The following is a 20485-nucleotide window of genomic DNA, read 5'->3' on the forward strand; positions in this document are numbered from 1 at the left end:
CTTGTCCCCTCGTTCGCCCCGTGGGCCACGGTAGCGCTCATCTTGTGTCAGTAGCAGCGTCAGGGCTGTCAGACCCGTTCTTTTTGACAAGGTCTGTGAGCGCTCTAATGAGGTCGTCTTCATCGTCTTTGGGAACCGGGTCGGTGAGTGGGGCTACGTTGTTTGACTGGATGAAGTATTGATCGCCGCCGTCGATCGGGTTCAAGTCCTCAAGCTCACGCACATCATTTGGCGACATTGCGCCGATGCCGAACATTTCCTTGTAGAACGTTCCCCGTGATTTAACGTCGCCACGCAGCAGGGCGTTAACAAGGTATTTCGCAAAATGCTTGCGGCGGTCTTCGATCGAGAATAGATCCCGTCGTATTGCCTGCTCGTGGCGCACCAGCCATGGCCGAATCGTGTGCATCAAGAATTCAAGCGACTGGTGCTCGATGTTGTTGTTGGTTGCACGATCCAGATCCGCCAGCATGTGCGGCGGCACGCGGAACATGCGGGCAATATCGGCAATCTGAAACTTCCGCGTTTCCAGGAACTGAGCCTTTTCCGGCTCGATCCCGATTGCCTGCCATTCCATGCCCTCTTCCAAGACTGCAGGGCGATGGGAACGCTGCGGACCTCGGTGCCGTTCTTCCCACGATTTAATCAGTCGCTTCTGAGCGTCTTCGCTCAATGTTTGCGGGTGCTTGAGGTAGCCACCAGCGACCGTACCGTTTCCAAAAAACCGCGCGCCGAACTCCTCGCTGGCCGCCGTTAGACCGAGAGAGTCACGCGCCAAATCTACGGGGTCGTACCCCTTCACTCCATCCGCAGAGAGGCCACGCAAGTGGTGCATTTCGTCTTGCAGGATAATTCGCGACCTGCCATCAGCCGCCGCGTATTCATAAGCCATTGTCCCGGCACGAGGCATGAACGGAATCACCCGGTCGGGATGCAGCGGAATCAAAGCCTCAACACTTCCACCATTACTGTGGATGATTTCACTATAGGCATTGCCGCGAAGCGCCGCGTGCCCAACCATCATTTCCCGCCATTCAAATGAAGTTTGCCAGGCGTTCGGCTGGTCGTGCAGCAACGGATAGAGCGGGTGAGCGCGCGTAACTTCCTTGCCGCCATCATCCCGGCCCTGATACACATTTAGCGGCAGACTTGCCACGGTCTCTGCAATAATCCGGACAGCCGCATAGACCGCCACAATTCGCATCGCCCGATCAGGTGTTATGGATACACCCGCAGACGTATTTGCAGACAAGCCAAACAGCGACGCCAATAAAGGATCGCGCGGGTGCGCCGGGTTTACCGACTGCGACCGTCTTTCAAACATCTGCTCGATAATCACTGCGCGGCCTTGGCCCTAGCACCCAGAAGACTGCTGACAAATATTATGGAGCCAACAGTTACATAAGCCGCCGGTTGGCTCCATTGCCAGATTCCAAACCCCAGCATGCCCAGGCCTGCGATAGCGGTGAAGTCAAAAAAGAAATGACCGAAGAAGCCAGCCGTGGCCCGACCCAGACTTGTTGCCACTCGGGTGATGGGCGACGCATTTTTCATACCAATCCTCGCTCTTCGTAAACTGATGCTTTCTGCTCTGTGCGCTTCATCGAAACACCAGTGGCCATAACGGCTGCAACAATGCCATCGATCCGCCCAATGGCTTTATCTTTGGCTGGCTTTCGCGATCCCGCCGGATCCGTTGTAACAACCGTGTTAGCCGCATTCCAGGTGAACACCGGATTGCCAGGATGCCGGAACAGATCGTTCAGCAAGCGCAATTCAAATTCGTCGTAAGCCGGGCCCATGGACTGATAGCCCTGCCCGAACGCGTGCATCTCGGGAAGTGTTAACCCACCCTCTTCAGCCATGACCTTCAGGTCTTCAATGCGCCACCGGTCATAAGCCAGAGCCTCAATAGTGAGCGGCTGAAATAACTGCACCAGCCGCTGCAGTACAAACTGTTTGCTAACAGCTCGGCCCGGCGTTACTTCCAGGTGCCCGTCTCGCAACCATTTCGAGTAAGGCACTTTGTCGCGCTTCTCCCTCTCCGCCATACCCTCTTCAGGCAACCAGAAGAAAGGTTGGTATCGCCAGTAGGGATCGTCTTCTGTCGGTTCAAACGACAACACGAGCGAAGTCAAATCCGTTGTGCTGGATAGATCAAGGCCTGCATAACAACGCCGGCCCTTGAAGTTGCTAACAAACTCTTTGTCTTGCGCAGCTATCCAGTGGTCATAGCTAATCGCCGGCGAGTTAGCCTCCACCCACTGGCAGAAGTTCAGCCGCCGCACAACCGATTCCTTGCTCGGCATGCCTCGCGCTTCACGAACCTGCTCGCGCAAATATTTCTTCTGGATGGTTATACCCAGCGATGGGTTGGCTTTCAGCCAGCACTTCTCGTCATTGAACGGATCATCGCCTTCATCCAGGGCGCAGACATAACCAAAAAAGGTGTCGTCCTCCACCATGCCCGCGCACACTTGGCCTGCGTATTCGTGGTACTCGTAACAGACCGACTGTTTGTTTGCACCGCTGTTGGTGATCATAAAGATCATCGCCTGCTTGCGGCCCTTGGTGCCAGCTCGCAGCATTTCGATAACGCGACCATCACGGTGCTCGTGAATCTCATCCAGCAGCGCCATGTGCGGGCGAGGCCCAGACTGTCCATCGTCGGAACTGATCGGCCTGAAGTAAGACATGGTTTCCTGATAAGCCAGGTTCCATTCGTGGCCAACACTTCCTGCTCGCCGAATTCTTTCCGCCAGTACCGGCGACAGATCGACCATCGCAACCGCATCACGGAACAGGATCATCGCCTGATCTTTTTTTGTCGCGGCAGCATAAATTTCCGCGCGCTTTTCGCCGTCTGCTACCAGACCTTTCAAACCGACGCCGGCGGCCAGCGGTGATTTGCCACTACCCTTACCAGTCTCGATATACGCAACGCGAAAGCGACGGGTGCCGTCTTCGTCATACCAGCCAAACAATGAGCCAACTATGAACTCTTGGAAGTCCAACAGAATAAACGGGTCGCCTTCAAAGTCGCCGCCATTCAAGCAAAGCACATCACGGAAAAACCCGATCGCGTCTTTTGCCTGGTCTACCCTCCAGACCAAACCCCTTTTCGGCCCCTCCTCCAAATCGCGCAAGTGCCGGGCGCAGGCATCTCGAACGTGAGGGCCAGCTACGATCCTGCCGGCAACAACGCGCTGCGCATAATTGGTAACCGGGTCTCTACTTCGTGAAATAGCTCTCGGGCGAGCGGGCAGACTTTCCTTTGGCCTTGCCCTGGTTTTTGTCGTTGCCGCTTTCTTCGCCATCGTCAAACAATCCCATCTGCGGGTTGGGGTTAACTCGGACCCGAGCTGATGGTGTCATCCCAAATTCTACGCCGAAGGTTTTCATCTGTTCCTGGGCGCGGTTGCTGATCTGAAGCCAGACGCTATATTGCAAATAACCGTTGGGCGATTTCTGCACCAGCCCTTCTTCACCCAGCTCGGCGATCTTCAATTCGGCCTCGGCCCAGCGAGCGAATGCCTGGCAGTATGCGCCCAGCATGGCGCGATCGATTTTTGCAATCAGGCCAAGTTTGTAGAGCTCAGAACTGATTCGATTCCACTCAGCCAGCGCAGCTTTGTTCAGGTGTTCCGGTGCGTCCGGCACCTCCACCGGAACGTCAGTACCAGCACCAACTGCACCCAAGCGTTTCTTACTAGGATTACCATTGAGCCGGTGAACATTATCGGGCAGTGGTTTCGGTCCGCGTTGTCCCATCTCAGTCACTTGCAGGATTCAAAATCCTGACCTATATTAAGTCTGCACATTGATACTCCCCCCCTCCCCAAAACTCCCGCTTGCAGAAAAAGTGAGAACCCGCCGGTCTACATCCAGAGAGGTGCCAGGAATTTACCCCGCCCCTCCCCTTGACCAGTGGTGGCCCGGGTCTGTTGGAATACCGTCTTCATCGCAGCCCAGAATCACCCCGCTCTTCTCAAGCCGCTGCTTGTGCGAGTCATGGCAAGACTTGCACAGCGCCTGCCAGTTGCTGGTATCCCAAAACAGTTTCATGTCATTACGATGAGGAATGATGTGGTCAACGATTCTTGACGCGACCACCTTGCCATCACGCTTGTGCCAAACACACAACGGGTTATTGCGCAGGTAAGTTTGCCGCGCTTTCTGCCAACGTCGATTGTAAGGTTTCGGCATGAGGGCCTATGCAATTAAAAAAGCCCGTCGTCTGGACGGGCAATAACAGCACACATGGAGATTTTATTATTGCTGCTGGCTGCCGGGGTACGGAGTAACGATGTCGGAATCTGGATTCAGTTGCTGGCGGCGCCGATCAAGCTGCTCAGCCATGATGGCTTCAACGCGGCGCTTATGTCTGATGTTGAATACGATGCCCGCGATAGTCACAAGCAAAGCAATAAACCCAACGATGGTGCTGATGACCTGATGATTCGTGCCGACCCAAGCCCAAACACCAGAGGCAACCGCGACACCACTACCAGCTTTTTGCGCCACGTCTGCGACTTGTTCCGCCGCTTGCTGCATGTGCAGGCCCATATCTACTCCACAAGATTTGCGCATAAAAAAACCCGGCTCAGTGGCCGGGCTTTGTTGAGTCGGTAAAACCGCAGTTTGAGCTTTTTGTACAGAAAGCCGGGGCCCCAGTCAACAAATATTTAGGCAGCCACTAAGTCCAGCCTGCCATCGACCCAGCACTCGGCACTGAACAGCATTCGCTGAGCCCACTTGTGATCTCGATGAAGGCGCTTTCCAATCTCTCTACTACCCAGGCTGTAGACGTAAGACAGGAAAAGCACCTCATACAAATCACCATCCCGATGCTTAAGCCGAGCAATAGCACGATCAACAAACAATGCATCGTCGTCACACACTGGTGGTTCACCAACGCCTGCACCCAGCTTCAATCGTATCATCGCCTCTGCAGGCGACTTGTAACTCAACCCCAAGTTCTGACCGTGACGCTGCCATCGGCCCCACGCGGTAAGTCTTTCTCTGGTTGTGCCTATGCTCATTGCTATCCCCCACTGCTATGTCCAACCTCTGTCCAACCTTTGGCGAGGTTGGACACTCTGAAACCCTTATAGCTACTGGCTTTGTCCAACCTGTCCAACCTGTCCAACCTTATTCGTACACACAAGACGATTAATCGTTTTCGTTTCGGCCTTACAGCGCGCATGTAAAAACACATACACGTGCGCGCAAAAGGTTGGACAGGTTGGACAGGTTGGACACGCCCAGTAATGACGCGGCTTTCAGCGCGTCCAACCTCCACGCGGCAGGTTGGACAGGTTGGACATTTCAGCCCTTCCAGTCAGGCGGCCGCTCATAAACCCACTTCCTCACCTGCTTACCGCTACTCTCAAGCACTGCGCGCCGAGACTTGCGCCACCCCAGGCGCGTCATGATTTGCCCTACACGCGTTTGCTCAGGCTGGCGCATTTGTGCAGGCTCAAGCCGCAACGCCCCAGCCATCAGATCATTGGTAGTGAAATAAACCTCTGCGTTATTCATCGGATCGCGTAGGTACTCCACAATCAAATCTTCCCAAACATCGGATGCGAACCGCGCCTCCTGCTGCTCTTCAAACAGATGCTTGTCATGCTCCTGCACCCACCACTTTTCACCCAGGCAATACAACTGGTAGGCCTCAGCCCACAATTGATCCCGATCGCGAGCCAACGCTACCGCGTCGAGCCGATAACAAAACACCGGCCAATAGCGCCGGTTGCCCGTTGGGTCTTTCAGGTAGCTGTCCTGATTGGTGGTACCGGCGAACACACACTGCCGCGCAAAGGCATGAGCGCGACGACCATACGCAGGGCGGTATCGATCCTCAGAACTCGCGAAAAATTGCTTCGCGCGAGTCGACTCAGCCTTGTTGAAAGAATCCAGTTCTGCCAGCTCACAGATCCACACACCCTGCATTTGCTGGTAGCCGTCTTTTTCACCCAGAGCAAAGTGCGTATCCGAGAACCAACTGCCGCCGAGAATCTCGAGCGCGGTTGACTTGCCCAGCCCCTGCAGCCCTTCCAAAATCAAAACGCAGTCCGACTTCACCGGCGGGCGAACAACGCGAGCAATTGCAGCAATCAGCCACATCGTGCCCACCAGAGACACATAGCGCTCGTACCGCGCACGCTCACCCGCATCTTCCGCCGACGACTCCGCACCCATGTAGGTTTTTAGCCAGGAGCGAACACGAGGCTGCCTGTCCCACACGAGGCCATCCAGATATTCAGTAACAGGGTGAAAACTTTTGTCTTGAGCAGCTACCAGTATCGCGTCTTCCGCGTCAGCGCTTTTCGGCGAGAAACCGTATTTTTTTGAAATCCAGATTCGCAGACGAGCCGTATCGGCGTCTGTCCACTCACCCACCACGCCACCAAACCACGGCGGCACCCGACGCTTGATAATGCGATAACTGAACTCACAGTACCCCAACACACCCTGCCAGTCTGAATCGTGAGACAACACCATATGCGCGTTATAAATATTGGCCATGAACGCGCCCTGCCGCGTTTTCTGCATTTGCCGCAGCCAATCAAGGTCCGGCGGTGAAGGCAGCTCTTCCTGCTCAGGCTCTGGCGGCGCTGATTCAACGCTGCGCGTCTCAACAAAATTATGATATGCGCGCTCCACCTGGTCTCGAACAGTATCGAGCCCGTGAGCGCAATGCAGATCGTTGAAATCAGTCAAAGCATCGCTCATTACAACTCGCACTCCCGAGCAGACCGAATCAACGCCAACAGCGCGCCTGTAATCGTTAGGTGATCATTAAGAATTTCGATAGCGCGCTCACGAGGCAGCCGCCGCCTGACCGCATTGCGTATGCGCCTCTCCACGCCTTGCGGATCCGGAAACGATGCAGCAAAGGCCGGTATGCTCAAATTACCCCGCCGCCTATTGCAGCCCAGGCACGCTGTAAACAAATTGCACGGGGTATTGCTACCACCGCGAGAAACCGGCACAAGATGGTCGAGGCTTGGCTTTCTATCGTCAGAATCAAAATCGTTCTGGCACCACAAACAGACCACCTCATCGCGCAGATAAACCGCAAGCCGCGTTGACGGCCTGCACCAATTCATGCCCATCCACTTTGCCTTGCGAGCCGTCACAACGCCCCCTTCTCGAACTGGGGAATCACAACGCAACCGCCAACAGCAGCGGCAGCCTCTGTCGCCTTCGTAACACCCGGGTTACCATCCGTCGCGTGATCGTCGTCGCCGCAGATTACGAGCTCGATATCTGGATACATTTTCCGAGCCGCCAGCGCGACGGGTTTAAGATTGCCCGCATCAAACGCAACCAGGCATGCCCAACCCGATGCCATATGAACAGTCGCCGCCGTGGCATAGCCTTCAGCAATACACAAAGGTGATTTTTCCGACGGAACCCCCACCATGTGAAAAGCACCCATCTTGGCGGTACCCGTCAAAAATTTTTTACTGCCGTCGGGCGCAATAAACTGCAGACCAACCAGCTTTAATTCCGAATTTCTGAGAGGAACAACAATCGAACCACGGGAAAAGCGCACACCAAAAGCGCGCACCTTTTTTCTATCAAGATAAGGAGATTTTCCCGAGTCAGGCAGTTTGGGAAATAGTTTCTTCGCACGCTCCGCAGCCTCTTCGGCCCGAGCCAGGCGCTCACGTCGCGCGGCATCGCTCAGCCGCTTCTGCTCGGCTGCAAAGGCCTTTTTCTGCTCGGCAGTAAGCTCAGGCAAATCCAGCTCAACCTTCTGCCCTTCACCACCGTAACGCTTCCAGTTGCCGTAGCGGCCAACCACAACATCCTGACCGTTATCGAGCACAAGGGTATGCAACACATACCAGCCGCTTTGCTTACGGCCTGTATCACCCTCGACCTTGCATCGCACCAGACGGCCGTATTCGAGCGCGCCGTCAATCACAAGGCCACCCTGTGCGAGCTGCTGCATCACATCCTGCATAACTACAGCGACTGCAGTGTTTTTATGACCTGCCTTTCAGCTGCAGCCGCATCAGAAAACGATGCGTATGGATACGCGCAGCCAATATGGTTTACAAGACGAGACAACCGCTCGCGCGATCGCTCAATGGATTGCTTCACAAGGTGTTTACCCGCAATGGTTCTTTTGATCTTCCCCATACCTGCCTACCTCTGCTAACGCTATTATTGAATGCCGGTCTGCCCCGGCCGCCTCACCACTGCCCAGGTGACGGGATCTCCGCTATAGTTGAGGCGCCAACCAATCAACCAGGAGATTCACTATGTCTGATATTGATATTTTCCCTGTTGCACAAACCACTACACGCATGATCGAAGATGAGGGCCTGATCCTGCTTAAGTTCGACTTTTTGGCGTCGCCGATGCAGAGCCCCGATAGACCGAACCCTGGTCGAAACTACGCGTTGACACGCACACAAGCCGAGAGCCTGATACAACAAATACAGAGGGCACTTCAGAAGCTGGGAAGCGCCTCGCCTCCAAACAACGGAGATCCGAAGCACTGACACAAAATCCAGACTTATTCAAAACCACCCCCTAATGCGCCACAGCCGACGCAGCCGCCACATCGCGCCCGGCAAAAAACGCGTCGAGCTGCTTGCGCTCCGTGGCATCGATAAGTGATAAAAGAAAATGTGTAGGCTCAAGCCACACTTGAATAACGCCCTGAACCGGGCCCGAACTATGGGTATGCACCAAAACGTGAGTTGACACAGATGATGCCTGCAAAAAAATGAGCAACGCCTCTGCCTGTTCAACCGGCAAATCTCCAGCAGCATCCGCCAACAACCGCATCGCCCGGTGATACTTTTCCGAGCGGCCTTTGTCGAAGCGCATGGTTGGCAGGGGTATCTTGCTCACTTTTGCCGACCCTGAATGCGCTCGATCCGAACCATAATCTGATCAAGATTCTTCGCGGCCTCACAAAATTCTCGCTGCAGCTTGGCTTGCTCATCTTCCGGCTCGACTGGCTGCGGATCCGCATACCCGACCTCACGGGTGATGTACGCCATAGCGGAATGAACACCGCGCCGACGCCCTTCTGTCAGGAGCCACATAATGTCCTGCGGATGGAACTGCTGGGCATGCTCATCGTTAAGGCAATGATTAATCTTCCGCCCTGCAGTATCCGGAGCCAGCGTTGGCCATAGCTCCACCCCAACAATCTTTGGCCCTCCCAGCGCTGCAACCAAGTGCTTGAGAGCATCGCTTAAGTCTTCGTGGAACAACTCATGCTGCGCGTTTGCCATTGGCTACCCCGTAGTGGTAAGCGGTGGTAACACCGCTAGCGGACAATAAAAAAACCTCGCTACCAGAGCGAGGTTCAGGCGACTTCGGCTGAATCAGCTTGATAAACCTCGGCAAAGGAGACTTCCCCTTGCGTTACAGAGACTATCGTTGCGGCCGTTTTGGGGCGCGGGCTTCGCTCACCACGACGCCACGAGGCTGCAGTTCTCTCCTCGACCCCAAAGAGCTCTGCAGCTCGCGAATCGCCAACACTCTTGATGTAATCACGTAGGTTCATGCAATATGAATAACACATATCGTGTAGTTAAGGCAACAACAAGCCCACAAAACGTAAGTACGTCACCGCACGATACGTGTCTAAAATTCCGCCCCATGGATTACAAGAAACTGGCGGGTAAAAGAATAAAGGCGGCGCGAGAGGCTATTGGCCTCACGCAAGTCGCCGTGGCCGGCCATGTCCCCGGGCTGACCCCGTCTCGCCTGGGGAACTTCGAACAAGGCACCCGATACCCACCACCAGACATTCTCGTGGCGCTTTCAAAAATACTCAAAGAGCCCGCCTCTTACCTTGGTGGCCTGGACGATGACCCGTCACTGGAGGCCCTTGCACGGAAATATGTGCGCATGGATTCACGGGGAAAGGACACGCTCCACCGCGTTGCTGAGTCTCAACCGCCCGCATACGGGGCGCAGCCTGAAATCAAGAAGGATGCAAGCTAGAATAAAAACCCAAAAAATCACGGGAGACCACAATGACTAACGCTATCGAAGGCATGAACATCATCGCGGTGCTTTTCATATTCGCCCTGGTAATTTTATGGGCGCTGTTGCCGTTTGCTGTATTCGGCATAAAGGGGCGACTGGATCAGATGCTGGAACAATCAAACCGACTCAGCCGTCAACTCGAACAACTTACCGGCAAGCCAGCACCTGATACTCGACATAGCTCTGCCGAAGAAAGCGGCGGCTGGGGCTAAAAGCACCGGCACCGCCCTGAACCAAAACCTCCCCGCGAAACCCCTGTAAATTCGCAAATCGAAATACGCTCGCACCCGAACTACACATTTCGTGTTGACATGCGAACACGTATTGTGTAGCGTTTGCAAAACGACGCGCTGCGAGAACCGCGAAATGCTCATAAAAATCCCCGACAACACACCCGTCATCACCATCTTGCGCTTTGCAGCCGACGCAGGCCTGAAGCTCATGAGTGCCGACGCAGAGCAAATCACGCTGGCGACTGCCGCCCAGAACGGTACAGACACAGCACCCGACGGAGGCAAAGCATGACACCCACCGAGCGAGCACTGAAGATCACAGCCGCTGCCATGGAAATCAGTCAGGCCCGGATCGCCGATGTAATGGTCACCTATCTCGGGCACATCGATGGGCTCACCGTTTACGCACACCCTGCTGGCTCAGACTACCGCCTCGGCGCAAAAAGACCCCGCCTGCTGGACTGGACCGTTTACCTCGACGCTCCGGACGCTGACTTCAAACTCCAATCCATCGAAATTCAGCTGGCGCAACTGAAAGCAAACGGACCGATAGCCACAGCCCCACCAGATTTCAAGCTGGAGACAGCCTGATGCACACCACACCCTCGCAAATTTACAGAGCCGAGCGAACAACCCGGCAGCGCACGGAATCAGTCGTCGTATCGCATGTTCGGCGTAACGAGGGTATGCCATCGCGCATGGCAACTCTGGCACAAATAGGATGTTGGCCAGCGCTCAGCCTCGACACCAAAAAGCGCACTGGGCGCCCAGTGATGTCTCTCAGCCCCGGCACACCCGCAAACTTCGCATACTCGGGGCAGCTGCCTCGGGTGCCCCGTGTCTACGTCCAGCCCGGAGCGCTCAACAGCCCTACGCTTTGCAAATTGCGCAGTTCTGTGACCACACGCGGCGCATATGAATGGGTATTTAGGCTGGCCACCGGCATCAACGTAGAACCCTACTTTCCACGCTGTCTTTGCGCACTTAGAGCAGGCCCGCCGAGGATAATTAATTTCGTTTTTCCAAGAGGTGCTCGTCATGAAGCCCTGCCCCTTTTGCAATAGCCACAACGTTGGCCCTGCTTACGGCAGCCATCCGTATGGGCACAACATAGTAAGAATAACATGCTCGACCTGCGGCGCTGGCGGCCCGGTTTTTGTGTACCCGCCCGATGAATACCCGAGCGGCCATGAGCATGCCGACCAGCAAGCCGAAGAGGGATGGGAAAGGAGATGCGTCTGATGATGCACACCACACCCTCGCAAATTTACAGAGCCGAGCGCATACCCGGCCACCGGTATCAGTGCCTGGCCGCGCTCAAAGTCATGCTCTGGTTGCATGCCAACCACAGCGGGGCGGTGTGGATACGGCACCGGGAAGCCGTGCTGCGCGCACTGGCCAACATGGAACACACACTCACCTGACAGGGGGAGCCATGACCAATATCCGGATTGATGAAGCCGCACAACGGCTCGGCATAGGCAGCAAAAAACTGTACCGAGAGCTGCGCCAGCGCCGAATTCTTGGGGGCAAAAACATCGCCCTCACGCGCTACATCGATGCGGGATATTTTCGGGTAGAGCAGCGCAGCTACAACCTGAAGGGCACCACCATACAGCGCTACTACGCCGTCACGCTGGTAACAGAACCAGGCATGGCGTTGCTGCAGGAAATTGCAGATGAAATGGACGAGAAAAACCAAGTGGTACAGCCAGAGCGACAAGGGCTACCGAGTGAGCAAGTCGCTCGTGCTGGGTCAACCGATGTACATGGCGTGGGCGCCGGCGAAGGGTCGAGCAACACCGTGGCAGATGCTCGACGTTACCGACGATCCGGCCGAGGCAGCGGCACTGTGCAATGACCACTACCAACAGAACCATCCAGGGTCGCCCGGGTAACCGGGCTTTTTTAACGGAGCAATCATGACCACCTGGCTCCTGCTGGTATTGCTGCAAACCTCAAACGGGCATGCGGTTGTCAGCGTGGAGCATAGAACCAAAGCCGCCTGCGCAGCACAACTGCAGGAAAGCAGCAGGCAAATGCAAAGTTTCATCACCGGCTGGTGCACCGGCCTGAACCACTGGTAACCACAAAGAGAGGCACGCCATGAACTGGACCAAGCTACGCCCAAACCATGCAGACCAACTGCCGACAACGACCAGCTCAGCCAGGCGCCGAGCTTTGATTGAAAAAGATGTTGAAGCGTACCTGCGCACCGGCGGGCACATCAAACAGATCGACAGCGAATTCAGCAGGGGCTTTGTGCCCCTTAGCGACACCACGCTGAACCGCACCCAGCAGCGCCAGAGGAGCCTGTCATGAACAACAAGCGCCGCCCCAAGCTCAGCGTAGTAAAAAGCCCGTGCGCCCACAATGTCACGCCGCTACCGCTTAAACCACGGCCTGCCAAAGAACGAATCGTCATTCACGTTTCGCCATCGTGCCGAGCGCCGATATCACCGAGCCGCGCCGACCAGAACCACCAGCACACTGACGAGCAACCGGAACTGCCATGGCTCTTTCCGTTCATCTGGGGCTTTGTGGTTGCGTCCGCGCTGGACGTGATTTTTACCAACAGCATTTGACCTGTCGCCAACGGAGAATTTTATGGCCGAACAATTTGAATACATCGATATCGCCCTCATCGACGAAGACGTAGACAACCACCGCCTGGTAACCGACAAGGCAGCCGACGAACAGCTGCAGGCCTCAATTCAGGCCAACGGCGTGCAGCAGCCCGTAAAGGTCAATCAGAAAGACGACGGCCGCTACACACTGGTGTTTGGCTTTCGCCGCAAAGCCAACGCACTGATGGCAGGACTCAGCCAGGTCCCGGCGCTCATCGTAAAAGGCCTTACCCCGAAAGAGATTCGCGCCCTGCAGGCCATTGAGAATCTCGAACGCAAAGAACTTCACCCGCTGGAAGAAGCTCGCTTTTGCGAGGATCTCGCCGAAACCATCCGCACCGAGCATGACGAACAGGGCAACGGCACCGAGTTCGACATGGTGGAAGCAATTTCTCAACGCATCGGCCGCAGCAAAACGTGGGTAGACAAACGCCTGGCTATGGCCCGCCTCTCCGATCGCGTAAAGCAGGCCTTTATGGATGGCGACATTCATCTGCAGCATGCACAACTGATTGCCCGCTTGGCAGGGCACGAGCCCCAGGAGGAAGTGCTGGGCATAGTGGCTGCCCGCGAGTGCAGCTGGCTCAATGGCCGAGAGCGAACCGAATCCAAAGCGCCACCCAAAACCATTGCCGAAACCCGCCGCGCCGTAGAGTCTCGCCTGCAGGATCTGAGCGCAGTCCCTTGGAAGCTCGATGCAGAGTTTGCCGGCAAGCCCGCCTGCAGCAGCTGCCCGCAGAACTCTGCCAACCGCATGGACCTCTTCAGCGACGACCAGCCAAAAAAGCCGCAGTGCCTGCAGGCAAGCTGCTACAAGGAAAAGAACAAACTCGCCAGCCGTGCCGTGCAGAAAGCGACAAACACCGCATTTAAAACCAACGAGAAGCCGACTGTAAAACATTTCACAGCCGCGATCGCAGAGCGAGAGGTTGACTTCGTGCAGCCCAAGGCCGTCGCAGAAGCCGCTAAACGCAGGCAGGAGCCGAAGGAAAAAACCAACGGCGAACTACGCGGGCAGGATAGCTACGACCGCGACATGAAAATTCATTCTGAATTTGGCCAGCGGCACCGCGCCTGGGTAGAAGAGGCCATGCAGGAAATCAATAAAGCGCTGCCGCTTAACGAGCCAACGCACATCATGGCAATGTTCGCTATTCGAGAGTCCGGCATTTTCGATATCGTTGATGATCCCGACGAATACAGCGCCAAAGAAGTGCAGGTCGCACAGAAAAAAATACGCGCGATATTCAAGCTGCTGTGCGTGACAACGGTAGACCTGAAGAAGCCCGCCCGCGAGCACCCCGCCATTAAAATTTCCGAACTGCTAAAAGCCTGCCTAGTACCCGAGGACGGAGACGAATTCCACAGACACCCACTCGGGCTATCAAACTGGAGTGCATCCCATTTTCCAATCGATGCACTCCTGGAAACCTACAACATCAAGCTCGAAAAAAATCGACCGACTCGCGAGGAGGTAGAGAACGAGCTGTACCCGCCGGCGCCCAAACCTAAAGCCAAACCGAAGGCGAAGGCGAAACCAAAATCCGCCACCAAGACAAAGGCTGCACCCCGCAAAAAGGCGTCCGCCAAAAAGAAGGAGCCCGTGCCCGCGTAAATTAACAAACACCGCAGCAGGAGAAATCACATGCACAAGCACTACTGGATACCCAGCAAAAATGCCGAAGGCCAACCCGACTTTCAGCTAAACCCCAAGATGTATCCAGAGCCAATCGTACACGCCCGATGCGACACGTGCGGCGACCGCCTGTGGTTCACCGAAAAGCGCTGGCATGCCCTGCCTCAAGACACGCGTACACCAAACGAACAGCACAAGCCACGCAGCCAGTGGTGCAGCTCACACGAGCATCTTGAGTCTGGCGGCAAGGGCGCCACCGGCTGCCCCTACTGCGAACTTGATTTGCTGCGCTCACAACTGGAGCGGATTAACACGCCAGAAATAGAGGATTTTTTAACCGCCATCAGCAACGAGGCGCGGCATCAACGCTACCGCTGGGGCACCGAACACGACGAAGGCAAAAGCCCCGACAACTGGCTCTGGCTGATCGGCTACCTCGCCACCAAAGCCACCCAGGCAGAACGCTACGGCGATACAGAAAAGTACCGCCACCACATCATCACCTGCGGTGCCGCCTGCCTCAACTGGTTTGCCAATGCGACCGGACAGAACACCACCATGCGAGTGGGACCACCCGCCGAAACAATTGCGCAGGAGGAACACCATTGAACGTAACAGTGCCACCACGGCATAAAGCCGTGATAGACCTCGACGTCGCCGCCTACCGGCAAGCCTTAATTGAAAAGGGCTACGCTAGCGCGCGCAACACCAGCGATGAGATTCTGGAAATATCAATGCATCAGGTGCGCGTTGAACTAACAGTGATTCCCTACGAGCTTCGCCGGCAGAGCCGCAACTGGCTCATGAGCCGAGGACACACGCGATGGCGTGGCCTGCCCTGGCCACCGGCGGGCCTATTGCCATGAACAATGCAACTGAAACCTCAACTCTGTTGCCATGCCCATTTTGCAGCAGCACCAACATCAGGCACTCCGAAATTATGTTTTCTGATGATGACGGCGAGCACGCAGGCATCGAATGCCTTGACTGTGACACCTGCGCGCGCCTCGAACACTGGAACACGCGCCGCATCACGAGCCTCAGCGAACCGTTCAATTCCAGCGGCTCAAAATACCTCCGCCCCATGCGCTGCCTTGTAGACGGCAAAGCTGATGTTTATGCAGTGCTTGACGCATTCAGCGTAACCTGCCCCGCCAGACAGCATGCCATCAAAAAGCTGTTGTGCTCAGGTATTCGCGGCAAGGGCGATACGGCTCAGGATTTAAGCGAAGCGGCGGATGCTATAAGCAGAGCGATTCAGATGGAAGAGGCGCGAGCGCTGCGATGAAAGCACCAAATATTGCCCCAGCTTACGTGACGCTCTATCCCGGCATGTGCGAGGTAGCCAGAGAGTGCGGGTATGCACTCGCACTGCACGGCAGCTTAGCAACAGATATGGATTGCATCGCAGTCGCTTGGACGAAACAGGCTGCAAGCCTCGACCAGCTCCTGAAAAGGCTTGAAAGTTATATAACGCTGGTTTTTCCGGGCGCCGAACTCAGCGAAGCAGAGCAGAAGCCTCACGGGCGCGTGGCCTGGAATTTTAATATTGGCAACGGCGCTCAGATCGACCTGAGCGTGATTGCGCCGCATCCAACAGCGTAGGGTCGAAATATGAAAGTGCTACACCTTACATTGAAAAAGCGCTGGTTTGACATGATAGCCAGCGGCGAGAAGAAAGAGGAATACCGCGAGATGAAGCCGTATTGGAATCGCCGGCTGAACAATAAAAAGTTTGACGCGATCCAATTTCGCAACGGCTACAGCCCGACCTCGCCAACTATGCTGATCGAACTGGGCGAGCACCTGGGTGGACCTGGAATAACTGAATGGGGCGCGCCTGAAGGCGAAGCGGTACACATATTGCGGCTTGGCCGGATACTGCAAGCCCCATAACCCGGAGGTGAACGGTGAACGAAGCGAAGCGTAGTGAGTCCGATTTGACCGAGTTGTTAACGCGGCCTGATGAGATTGCGAAACTGATCTTTGAGCCGATGTTCGAGTCATGGATGGATGAGAAAGACAAAAAGGAATTTATGAAACTGACCATGGAGGCGTGCGACCTGACACCACAAATACTTGCTGATCAGCTCGTTGCGCACAAAGAAAAGACTGGCCTTTCGATAGGGCGCCAGCTTGAAATTTGCCGGGCACAGTTGGCCTGCTAACCCCCAGCTTTGCGGCTGCCGAAGCGAAGCGTAGGCAGTCCGGCAATAGCGTGTTGTTAGTTGCCAAAAACTTGAACGTGAATAGAGGATTTACAATATGAGATACCCGCCGATGCCGATAAACCGGCAATGCAATGAAAGTTCCACGGCTGCGACTGAAGTATGGGGCAGCCGTTACGAGCGCCGACAGCAAAAGCGCGAGCTGGAAGCAGAGAACAAGCGGCTACGTATTGAGAACGCGAAACTCAAAGCAAAAATTAAGGAAGGCAACTAACCCCCAATAGCAACTGCGCAGTGAAGCGCAGCGTAACGAAGTCCGACAGCCTACCGTTGCTAGGCGTTTTTAGAGAGGTTGAAAATATGAATTGCCCAGAACAGATGGTTTTGAATACCCGCGCCATCCTGATCTACATGATTGGCGATGCGGACATACCAAGACGATGCGTGCCGTTGAAGTGGTGGCTAAACCCGTTGCGCTATGAAATTACAGTGCGCCCTCGCGGTTGGATGCAGTACTCCAAATCCATCACCTTTAACCGCAGCAAGAAGTGGCATACCGCCGTGACCAACTTCGCCTACGTGCACATTAATCCCAAACTGTGCCGCTGGCTTGGCATACACCAACGATACAAATTCAGGGGCGGCGAAAAGCAATGCCACCACTGCGAAACCGGTAGAAATCACGCCTAACCCCCACAGCACGGGCCTGTCCCGTGCCTGTGATTGTTATAACGCATTAAGGAGACAAGCTGTGAATGTAGAATTTATTGAAAAGTACGAAAAGCTGTCAGATATGCGCGAAGGCGACACCGCAACATCCAAAGATCGTGAGAGCTTTTTTGTATGCGGGCATCACTATGACACGCTCAAAAAGCAGAACGTGAAGGTGATATTAGACCTGAACAATCTGCACGACCAATACACCGAGCGGCGGGATATGAACCAGCCTGTGAAAATACTTAAAGCTGGCGACAAGTTTGTTTGCGCCCGATAGGAGTTATAACCCTTACAGCAGGCGCACGCAGTGTCGCGCTGCCTGTTGTTGTTATACGGCAACTAACTACGGAGTGATTTATGAGCGCAGCAATTGAAGATGTATTAGAGGAACGGCAGCGGCAAATAGCATCAGAGGGATGGACAGCAGAACACGACGACGAGCATAAAAACCGAGAAATGGCACAGGCGGCCGGAAACTACGTCTCTCATTATGTATGCCGATCATGGTTGCTGGACGCTGACAGTGAATTGCGAAAAAAATTAGGCGGATCACTGGCTAGATACCAGGAGGAAGAAGTCCCTCAGGATTGGCCGTGGGATGAAAGATGGTGGAAACCAAAAGACCCAAGGCGCGACCTGGTGCGGGCCGCTGCGCTACTAATCGCCGAGATAGAGCGCCTGGATAGGAAGGCCGTATAACCCAAGTAGCTGCGGCTGAGTGAAGCGCAGCGTAACGAAGTCCGACAGCCTACAGTTGTTAGGCGTGATTTGAGGAATTGAAGAATGTGCGAATACCAGAACGGAACATTTGAATGCAGAGGCGATGGGTATGTTTGGGACGCCGATAGTGACGGATATGATCCAGACGACCACTCATGGCCGTGCCCGTGTTGCAATACCGGGGAATATCTAGAGGCGGCAAAAGAGGAAGCCGAAACCACCTCATATTACAGATCAATGATGTCACAAGGTTGTGGCGCCGACATATGGAGAGGTGCCGTAGCACGAGCAACAGAATGGAATCCAAGCGGCGTTGCCCAGCTATTGAATGAAATTGGGAAAGTGGTGGCGCTGCTGCCTGATGACGATGGCGAGGACAACCCAAGTACTCAGGTGTTTGAGTACGCCTAACCCAAGCCGCACGCGCGGCGAATGCAATGAGCCGTCGCTGTGACGGCAGTTGTTATATTTAAATAGCGAGAGACTGGATGGGCATTGAATTTATGCACGGCTGGCGAAAGGGACCAACTATTCGCGGCGAGGAATCATACATGAATGATGACAGGGAAATGATGATTCTAACCACTGCCACAAAATCGACACTGGCCAAGGAAAACGAAGTGTTCGTTGAGTTTACCGGCCCAACACACTTCTATGACGCTGTACGCAAGTGCGACGAGATTTGGGCAGAACACTACGCGATGAAGAATTGAAATATAACACCCAAATAGACGACAAAGTGTCGCGTTATATCACCCCACTTTGTCCCACTATCACGCAGGAGTGACCGATGAAGTCAACATTTATGGCACTGATGCTGGAGTACGAAACCGCAGACATACCGCTGATGGCATGCTGCGATAAATACTTTGGGCTCAGCTATGCAAAGGCCGCATCAAAGGCCCGACACCAGGACTTGCCGGTGCCCTGCTTTCGCGGCGGCTCGCAGAAATCCGAATGGCTTATCAACGCCCACGATTTGGCAGAATGGCTGGACCAGCTCAAAGAACAGGCCCGCCACGATCACAAACGCCTGAAATCTAGCGCAGCGTGAAATCCGCGTATTTATCCCCCACCTGCTCCAGGTGCGTATACCGCTGCAGCGAAGTCCACGCCTTGTGCCCAGTCACCGAGGCCACGCGAGGAATATCCCAGCCTTGCTCAAACAGCCAGCTTATGCACTCATGCCGCAAATCGTGAAACCGAAGATCCTTTATCCCCAGTAGTTTGCATGCACGGGTAAAATTAGAAGATACCGTTTTGCTGTTGTACGGAAACACTCGCCCATCTTCACTCTCTGGCTGCCTCAGCAAAACCTGCCAGGCAAGGTCGGGTACAAACACCCAGGTATCAACCAACTGTTTCGGGTGCTTCATATCCCTCACTAAAACCCGCTGTTTATCACGATCCACATCCGCCCAGCGGATACGGCAAATTTCCTCCTGCCGCCGGCTACTGAACAGCGCGAACTGTATAATATCAACCATCGGAGTCTGCGCCCGCCCGTCGCGCTCAGAAAAGTGCTTGAGATGTTTATCGACCTCCGAGAGCGTCGGGCGACGATCGCGCTGAGAAGACTTCGCAATCAATCGCTCTTTGCGACATATAAAAGCGGCGTCATCAATGGCTTGCAAATCCAGAGGAAGATCGCGACCAATACGCACTGCGCGCATGGCCGTGCGCAACCAGATGAAATCATTATTCACCGTCGCAGGGCCCGCCCCATTACCTAGGCGCCGCCTGGCATGCGCAACCATCTGCCCCGAAGTCAGCGACATCGCATCCAGCCCAGCCAATTCAGGATCATTAATCAGCTGATTCAACGAGGTGTTCTTTGATCGGCCAAACTTGTTGACCCCATCATAATCATCGAGATACCACTGGAGCACCTGCCCCACCGATACACCTACGCGGGTTAATCGCTCAAGCGCACCAGGCACTCTCAGCTCCCCTTCCCGCTTGTCTGCCCAGGCCTTCGCCAGAGCCTTTCGCGCGAAAGTCTCCGACTCCTGGTGTACAATTTGGCCGTCCCGCTTCACCCTGATTCGGGCCGTATATTGGGTGCCGGATTTGCGCTTTCTTGCTGTTATCGTCGCCACACTCGGTGTCTCCAAAAATTTGGGGGCATTCTGGAGGCACTACAATAGCAAAAACGGGTAGAAATGGTAGATTATGGGGCGAAATAGGTTATTTAATAAACAGGCAAAATGATGCTGCAAGACGCTGAAAATGGCGGGAAACCCACGGACGGCGCGGGTTATGTGGGAAAGGGACTGGACAGGCGATTCTGTGTTGCGCCCATGATGGATTGTACAAACAAAAAATAAAGCGCTTTTAAATCAATAAACTAAAGCT

Annotated in this window: 30 protein-coding genes; 20 read left to right on the forward strand and 10 right to left on the reverse strand. The window is 54.8% G+C overall.

Annotated features, from left to right (window positions below; translation table 11 throughout):
- Positions 1–37 precede the first annotated feature (37 nt).
- The 7 genes from AACZ17_RS16425 to AACZ17_RS16455 form a co-directional block, all read right to left on the reverse strand.
- Positions 38–1339, reverse strand: coding sequence for a phage portal protein (locus AACZ17_RS16425; RefSeq protein WP_339638903.1), 1302 nt, complete (start codon positions 1337–1339; stop codon positions 38–40).
- A 211-nt stretch (positions 1340–1550) separates the two neighbouring features.
- Positions 1551–3317, reverse strand: a complete 1767-nt coding sequence (locus AACZ17_RS16430) for a terminase TerL endonuclease subunit (RefSeq protein ID WP_339638904.1) — start codon at positions 3315–3317, stop codon at positions 1551–1553.
- Entirely contained in the window at positions 3232–3771 is a 540-nt protein-coding gene (locus AACZ17_RS16435) for a phage terminase small subunit P27 family (RefSeq protein WP_339638906.1), read from the reverse strand. The genes AACZ17_RS16430 and AACZ17_RS16435 overlap by 86 nt, the downstream gene beginning before the upstream one ends.
- 132 nt (positions 3772–3903) lie before the next feature.
- Positions 3904–4206, reverse strand: coding sequence for an HNH endonuclease (locus AACZ17_RS16440; RefSeq protein ID WP_339638908.1), 303 nt, complete (start codon positions 4204–4206; stop codon positions 3904–3906).
- 66 nt (positions 4207–4272) lie between these two features.
- Positions 4273–4566 carry a hypothetical protein gene (locus AACZ17_RS16445; protein ID WP_339638909.1) on the reverse strand — a complete coding sequence of 98 codons (294 nt, stop codon included), beginning with the start codon at positions 4564–4566 and terminating at the stop codon, positions 4273–4275.
- A gap of 762 nt (positions 4567–5328) precedes the next feature.
- Positions 5329–6738, reverse strand: coding sequence for a virulence-associated E family protein (locus AACZ17_RS16450; protein WP_339638910.1), 1410 nt, complete (start codon positions 6736–6738; stop codon positions 5329–5331).
- 403 nt (positions 6739–7141) lie between these two features.
- Positions 7142–7978, reverse strand: a complete 837-nt coding sequence (locus AACZ17_RS16455) for a toprim domain-containing protein (protein ID WP_339638911.1) — start codon at positions 7976–7978, stop codon at positions 7142–7144.
- A gap of 301 nt (positions 7979–8279) precedes the next feature.
- Here AACZ17_RS16455 and AACZ17_RS16460 point away from each other — a divergent pair, with 301 nt between their 5' ends.
- Complete coding sequence (locus AACZ17_RS16460) at positions 8280–8522, forward strand: hypothetical protein (protein ID WP_339638913.1); 243 nt, start codon at positions 8280–8282, stop codon at positions 8520–8522.
- Between the two features lie 31 nt (positions 8523–8553).
- Here AACZ17_RS16460 and AACZ17_RS16465 read toward each other — a convergent pair whose 3' ends face one another.
- Positions 8554–8877: a hypothetical protein gene (locus AACZ17_RS16465; RefSeq protein WP_339638915.1), complete on the reverse strand. Its 324-nt coding sequence runs from the start codon at positions 8875–8877 to the stop codon at positions 8554–8556.
- The gene (locus AACZ17_RS16470) at positions 8874–9266 is read right to left on the reverse strand and encodes a hypothetical protein (protein WP_339638917.1); all 393 of its coding nucleotides are present in this window, start codon (positions 9264–9266) and stop codon (positions 8874–8876) included. Before AACZ17_RS16470 ends, AACZ17_RS16465 begins: the two co-directional genes overlap by 4 nt.
- Positions 9267–9636: 370 nt before the next feature.
- Here AACZ17_RS16470 and AACZ17_RS16475 point away from each other — a divergent pair, with 370 nt between their 5' ends.
- The 19 genes from AACZ17_RS16475 to AACZ17_RS16565 all read left to right on the forward strand — a co-directional run bounded on the left by AACZ17_RS16475 (position 9637) and on the right by AACZ17_RS16565 (position 19184).
- Positions 9637–9984 (forward strand): helix-turn-helix transcriptional regulator, encoded by a 348-nt coding sequence (locus tag AACZ17_RS16475; protein WP_339638919.1) that lies wholly within the window; start codon positions 9637–9639, stop codon positions 9982–9984.
- 32 nt (positions 9985–10016) lie between these two features.
- A complete protein-coding gene (locus tag AACZ17_RS16480) occupies positions 10017–10241 on the forward strand; it encodes a hypothetical protein (protein WP_339638921.1) in 225 nt (74 codons plus the stop codon).
- A 309-nt stretch (positions 10242–10550) separates the two neighbouring features.
- Positions 10551–10853, forward strand: a complete 303-nt coding sequence (locus AACZ17_RS16485; protein WP_339638922.1) for a hypothetical protein — start codon at positions 10551–10553, stop codon at positions 10851–10853.
- A gap of 650 nt (positions 10854–11503) precedes the next feature.
- The gene (locus AACZ17_RS16490) at positions 11504–11686 is read left to right on the forward strand and encodes a hypothetical protein (RefSeq protein WP_339638924.1); all 183 of its coding nucleotides are present in this window, start codon (positions 11504–11506) and stop codon (positions 11684–11686) included.
- An 11-nt stretch (positions 11687–11697) separates the two neighbouring features.
- The gene (locus AACZ17_RS16495; RefSeq protein WP_339638926.1) at positions 11698–12123 is read left to right on the forward strand and encodes a phage antirepressor KilAC domain-containing protein; all 426 of its coding nucleotides are present in this window, start codon (positions 11698–11700) and stop codon (positions 12121–12123) included.
- Positions 12124–12184: 61 nt separating this feature from the next.
- Positions 12185–12349 carry a hypothetical protein gene (locus tag AACZ17_RS16500; protein WP_339638928.1) on the forward strand — a complete coding sequence of 55 codons (165 nt, stop codon included), beginning with the start codon at positions 12185–12187 and terminating at the stop codon, positions 12347–12349.
- Between the two features lie 19 nt (positions 12350–12368).
- Positions 12369–12584, forward strand: coding sequence for a hypothetical protein (locus AACZ17_RS16505; protein ID WP_339638930.1), 216 nt, complete (start codon positions 12369–12371; stop codon positions 12582–12584).
- Positions 12581–12847 (forward strand): hypothetical protein, encoded by a 267-nt coding sequence (locus tag AACZ17_RS16510; RefSeq protein ID WP_339638931.1) that lies wholly within the window; start codon positions 12581–12583, stop codon positions 12845–12847. The genes AACZ17_RS16505 and AACZ17_RS16510 overlap by 4 nt, the downstream gene beginning before the upstream one ends.
- Positions 12848–12869: 22 nt before the next feature.
- The gene (locus AACZ17_RS16515) at positions 12870–14504 is read left to right on the forward strand and encodes a ParB/RepB/Spo0J family partition protein (RefSeq protein WP_339638932.1); all 1635 of its coding nucleotides are present in this window, start codon (positions 12870–12872) and stop codon (positions 14502–14504) included.
- 30 nt (positions 14505–14534) lie between these two features.
- Entirely contained in the window at positions 14535–15134 is a 600-nt protein-coding gene (locus AACZ17_RS16520) for a hypothetical protein (RefSeq protein ID WP_339638934.1), read from the forward strand.
- Between the two features lie 214 nt (positions 15135–15348).
- Complete coding sequence (locus AACZ17_RS16525) at positions 15349–15813, forward strand: hypothetical protein (protein ID WP_339638936.1); 465 nt, start codon at positions 15349–15351, stop codon at positions 15811–15813.
- On the forward strand, positions 15810–16130 hold the full coding sequence (locus AACZ17_RS16530; protein ID WP_339638937.1) for a hypothetical protein: 321 nt from the start codon (positions 15810–15812) through the stop codon (positions 16128–16130). Before AACZ17_RS16525 ends, AACZ17_RS16530 begins: the two co-directional genes overlap by 4 nt.
- 9 nt (positions 16131–16139) lie before the next feature.
- Positions 16140–16421, forward strand: coding sequence for an ASCH domain-containing protein (locus AACZ17_RS16535; protein ID WP_339638938.1), 282 nt, complete (start codon positions 16140–16142; stop codon positions 16419–16421).
- Between the two features lie 14 nt (positions 16422–16435).
- Positions 16436–16693 carry a hypothetical protein gene (locus AACZ17_RS16540; RefSeq protein ID WP_339638939.1) on the forward strand — a complete coding sequence of 86 codons (258 nt, stop codon included), beginning with the start codon at positions 16436–16438 and terminating at the stop codon, positions 16691–16693.
- A gap of 294 nt (positions 16694–16987) precedes the next feature.
- Positions 16988–17383, forward strand: coding sequence for a hypothetical protein (locus AACZ17_RS16545; RefSeq protein ID WP_339638940.1), 396 nt, complete (start codon positions 16988–16990; stop codon positions 17381–17383).
- A 61-nt stretch (positions 17384–17444) separates the two neighbouring features.
- Complete coding sequence (locus tag AACZ17_RS16550) at positions 17445–17687, forward strand: hypothetical protein (RefSeq protein WP_339638941.1); 243 nt, start codon at positions 17445–17447, stop codon at positions 17685–17687.
- Between the two features lie 80 nt (positions 17688–17767).
- A complete protein-coding gene (locus tag AACZ17_RS16555) occupies positions 17768–18109 on the forward strand; it encodes a hypothetical protein (protein WP_339638943.1) in 342 nt (113 codons plus the stop codon).
- Between the two features lie 509 nt (positions 18110–18618).
- Positions 18619–18843: a hypothetical protein gene (locus tag AACZ17_RS16560; protein ID WP_339638945.1), complete on the forward strand. Its 225-nt coding sequence runs from the start codon at positions 18619–18621 to the stop codon at positions 18841–18843.
- Between the two features lie 92 nt (positions 18844–18935).
- A complete protein-coding gene (locus tag AACZ17_RS16565; protein ID WP_339638946.1) occupies positions 18936–19184 on the forward strand; it encodes a pyocin activator PrtN family protein in 249 nt (82 codons plus the stop codon).
- Here AACZ17_RS16565 and AACZ17_RS16570 read toward each other — a convergent pair.
- The gene (locus tag AACZ17_RS16570) at positions 19171–20229 is read right to left on the reverse strand and encodes a site-specific integrase (protein ID WP_339638948.1); all 1059 of its coding nucleotides are present in this window, start codon (positions 20227–20229) and stop codon (positions 19171–19173) included. The genes AACZ17_RS16565 and AACZ17_RS16570 overlap by 14 nt on opposite strands.
- Positions 20230–20485 lie beyond the last annotated feature (256 nt).

This window comes from uncultured Haliea sp. (assembly GCF_963973825.1).
GTDB lineage: Bacteria > Pseudomonadota > Gammaproteobacteria > Pseudomonadales > Halieaceae > Haliea.

Excerpts from the sequence above, each read along its gene's own strand:
- AACZ17_RS16430 (WP_339638904.1), bottom strand. The coding sequence starts at position 3,317 with ATGGCGAAGAAAGCGGCAACGACAAAAACCAGGGCAAGGCCAAAGGAA.
- AACZ17_RS16435 (WP_339638906.1), bottom strand. The coding sequence starts at position 3,771 with ATGGGACAACGCGGACCGAAACCACTGCCCGATAATGTTCACCGGCTC.
- AACZ17_RS16440 (WP_339638908.1), bottom strand. The coding sequence starts at position 4,206 with ATGCCGAAACCTTACAATCGACGTTGGCAGAAAGCGCGGCAAACTTAC.
- AACZ17_RS16445 (WP_339638909.1), bottom strand. The coding sequence starts at position 4,566 with ATGGGCCTGCACATGCAGCAAGCGGCGGAACAAGTCGCAGACGTGGCG.
- AACZ17_RS16450 (WP_339638910.1), bottom strand. The coding sequence starts at position 6,738 with ATGAGCGATGCTTTGACTGATTTCAACGATCTGCATTGCGCTCACGGG.
- AACZ17_RS16455 (WP_339638911.1), bottom strand. The coding sequence starts at position 7,978 with ATGCAGGATGTGATGCAGCAGCTCGCACAGGGTGGCCTTGTGATTGAC.
- AACZ17_RS16460 (WP_339638913.1), top strand. The coding sequence starts at position 8,280 with ATGTCTGATATTGATATTTTCCCTGTTGCACAAACCACTACACGCATG.
- AACZ17_RS16470 (WP_339638917.1), bottom strand. The coding sequence starts at position 9,266 with ATGGCAAACGCGCAGCATGAGTTGTTCCACGAAGACTTAAGCGATGCT.
- AACZ17_RS16475 (WP_339638919.1), top strand. The coding sequence starts at position 9,637 with ATGGATTACAAGAAACTGGCGGGTAAAAGAATAAAGGCGGCGCGAGAG.
- AACZ17_RS16480 (WP_339638921.1), top strand. The coding sequence starts at position 10,017 with ATGACTAACGCTATCGAAGGCATGAACATCATCGCGGTGCTTTTCATA.
- AACZ17_RS16485 (WP_339638922.1), top strand. The coding sequence starts at position 10,551 with ATGACACCCACCGAGCGAGCACTGAAGATCACAGCCGCTGCCATGGAA.
- AACZ17_RS16490 (WP_339638924.1), top strand. The coding sequence starts at position 11,504 with ATGATGCACACCACACCCTCGCAAATTTACAGAGCCGAGCGCATACCC.
- AACZ17_RS16495 (WP_339638926.1), top strand. The coding sequence starts at position 11,698 with ATGACCAATATCCGGATTGATGAAGCCGCACAACGGCTCGGCATAGGC.
- AACZ17_RS16500 (WP_339638928.1), top strand. The coding sequence starts at position 12,185 with ATGACCACCTGGCTCCTGCTGGTATTGCTGCAAACCTCAAACGGGCAT.
- AACZ17_RS16505 (WP_339638930.1), top strand. The coding sequence starts at position 12,369 with ATGAACTGGACCAAGCTACGCCCAAACCATGCAGACCAACTGCCGACA.
- AACZ17_RS16510 (WP_339638931.1), top strand. The coding sequence starts at position 12,581 with ATGAACAACAAGCGCCGCCCCAAGCTCAGCGTAGTAAAAAGCCCGTGC.
- AACZ17_RS16515 (WP_339638932.1), top strand. The coding sequence starts at position 12,870 with ATGGCCGAACAATTTGAATACATCGATATCGCCCTCATCGACGAAGAC.
- AACZ17_RS16520 (WP_339638934.1), top strand. The coding sequence starts at position 14,535 with ATGCACAAGCACTACTGGATACCCAGCAAAAATGCCGAAGGCCAACCC.
- AACZ17_RS16525 (WP_339638936.1), top strand. The coding sequence starts at position 15,349 with ATGGCGTGGCCTGCCCTGGCCACCGGCGGGCCTATTGCCATGAACAAT.
- AACZ17_RS16530 (WP_339638937.1), top strand. The coding sequence starts at position 15,810 with ATGAAAGCACCAAATATTGCCCCAGCTTACGTGACGCTCTATCCCGGC.
- AACZ17_RS16535 (WP_339638938.1), top strand. The coding sequence starts at position 16,140 with ATGAAAGTGCTACACCTTACATTGAAAAAGCGCTGGTTTGACATGATA.
- AACZ17_RS16555 (WP_339638943.1), top strand. The coding sequence starts at position 17,768 with ATGAGCGCAGCAATTGAAGATGTATTAGAGGAACGGCAGCGGCAAATA.
- AACZ17_RS16560 (WP_339638945.1), top strand. The coding sequence starts at position 18,619 with ATGGGCATTGAATTTATGCACGGCTGGCGAAAGGGACCAACTATTCGC.
- AACZ17_RS16565 (WP_339638946.1), top strand. The coding sequence starts at position 18,936 with ATGGCACTGATGCTGGAGTACGAAACCGCAGACATACCGCTGATGGCA.